The 557-nt window shown below is 56.9% G+C and carries 1 protein-coding gene; it reads left to right on the top strand.

Annotation, left to right across the window (positions count from 1 at the left end):
- Positions 1 to 557 (top strand): alpha/beta hydrolase family protein (locus tag I6A82_RS14370; RefSeq protein WP_198095660.1); only part of this gene is annotated, 557 nt, incomplete at both ends.

Below are 557 nucleotides of genomic sequence, written 5' to 3'. Positions count from 1 at the left end.
GCTTTGCCCGGTCAACCGCTCATCAATATTGTCGACGCGAGCAGTGACGAAACCAAGCTTCTGATCATCGCGTCGAGCGACACAGATCCGGGCATGGTTTACTTGCTCGATCGCACGGCTGGACAGCTTGAGCCGCTGCTTCCCGTGCGCAGCTATATGAATGACAGGCAATTGGCGACGATGACGCCAGTCTCATTTCCTGCTGCGGACGGCACTTCAATCCCTGGTTATCTGACGCTACCTGCTGGATCAGATGGTAAGAATATTCCCGCTGTCGTGCTGCCTCATGGAGGTCCTTCCTCTCGCGATGAGTGGGGCTTTGACTGGATGGTGCAGTTCTTTGCTGCACGTGGACATGCGGTTCTTCAACCCAACTTCCGCGGCTCATCCGGCTACGGTCAAGCGTGGTTCGGTCGCAACGGTTTTCAAGCATGGGAGACCGCGATTGGCGACGTCAATGATGCTGGACGCTGGCTCGTTTCCCAGGGGATCGCTGATCCGGATCAGCTTGCAATCGTAGGGTGGTCCTATGGCGGCTATGCAGAGCTCTGGGTAGG

It is taken from the genome of Novosphingopyxis sp. YJ-S2-01 (genome assembly GCF_016093175.1).
Taxonomy (GTDB): domain Bacteria; phylum Pseudomonadota; class Alphaproteobacteria; order Sphingomonadales; family Sphingomonadaceae; genus Novosphingopyxis; species Novosphingopyxis iocasae.
Note: the sequence above shows the minus strand (reverse complement) of the source record. Positions and strands in the feature narration are given on the sequence as shown.